Annotated in this window: 1 protein-coding gene; it reads left to right on the top strand. The window is 41.2% G+C overall.

The window, feature by feature from the left end; genetic code table 11:
* Positions 1-26 precede the first annotated feature (26 nt).
* A partial coding sequence (locus tag QOR82_RS09240) for a transposase family protein (RefSeq protein WP_283584435.1) occupies positions 27-296 on the top strand: 270 nt, incomplete at its 3' end.

The raw sequence follows: 296 nt of genomic DNA, 5'->3' as shown, positions 1-296 counted from the left end.
TAGTTCATCTCATCCAATCATATCCAATGAGATGCCCTCATTGTGGCCGTTTGATGAAACGTAATGGTTTCCGTGTGCGAAATGTTATTGTTAAAATTCTGCCTGTCGCTGGTTGTCCAGCTGTACTGAGTATAAGGAAACAGAAATACATTTGTCCGCCATCGGCGGATTGTCCTCAAACTATTACTCGAGTAGCACGAGTAAAGGGTATTAATGATGGTTGTCGAATTGCCAATGTAGTCAAGTACCATATTACTGAAGAACTTAGTGAGTCTGTGTCAATGAAGGTTATTGCC

The organism is Limosilactobacillus difficilis (assembly GCF_947387495.1).
Lineage (GTDB): Bacteria > Bacillota > Bacilli > Lactobacillales > Lactobacillaceae > Limosilactobacillus > Limosilactobacillus difficilis.
The sequence above is the reverse complement of the archived record's forward strand: the minus strand, read 5'-3'. Positions and strand labels throughout refer to the sequence as shown.